Source organism: Paraburkholderia sediminicola, assembly GCF_046027355.1.
In the GTDB taxonomy this organism is placed as follows: domain Bacteria; phylum Pseudomonadota; class Gammaproteobacteria; order Burkholderiales; family Burkholderiaceae; genus Paraburkholderia; species Paraburkholderia sediminicola_B.
The window spans coordinates 1-309 of record NZ_JAQQEK010000158.1 but is presented as its reverse complement, the minus strand read 5'-3'; the positions used below and the strand labels follow the sequence as shown (position 1 = coordinate 309).

Below are 309 nucleotides of genomic sequence, written 5' to 3'. Positions count from 1 at the left end.
CAGTTTCAAGGGGATTCCCTATGCCGCGGCGCCCGTAGGAAACCTGCGATGGAAGGAGCCACAGCCCGCGCCAGCCTGGAGCGGCGTACGTGATGTCACCCAGTCCGGCGCGCGATGCTGGGGCGCGGCGCCCTTCGGCGGTCCGATCGTCACCGGCAATGTGAGCGAAGACTGTCTGTTCCTGAATATCTGGAGCGGAGCCAGAACCCGCGGCGCCAGGCTTCCGGTCATGGTGTTCATTCACGGAGGCGGCTTCCAGTACGGCACGGCCTCGGACAGTTCAACGTATGGCGTCGCGCTGGACGGAAC

The 309-nt window shown here is 65.4% G+C and carries 1 protein-coding gene; it reads left to right on the top strand.

Going from position 1 to position 309, the window contains the following annotated elements; translation table 11 throughout:
* On the top strand, window positions 1-309 hold a 309-nt coding region (locus PQR42_RS45710), incomplete at both ends, for a carboxylesterase family protein (RefSeq protein ID WP_408394115.1).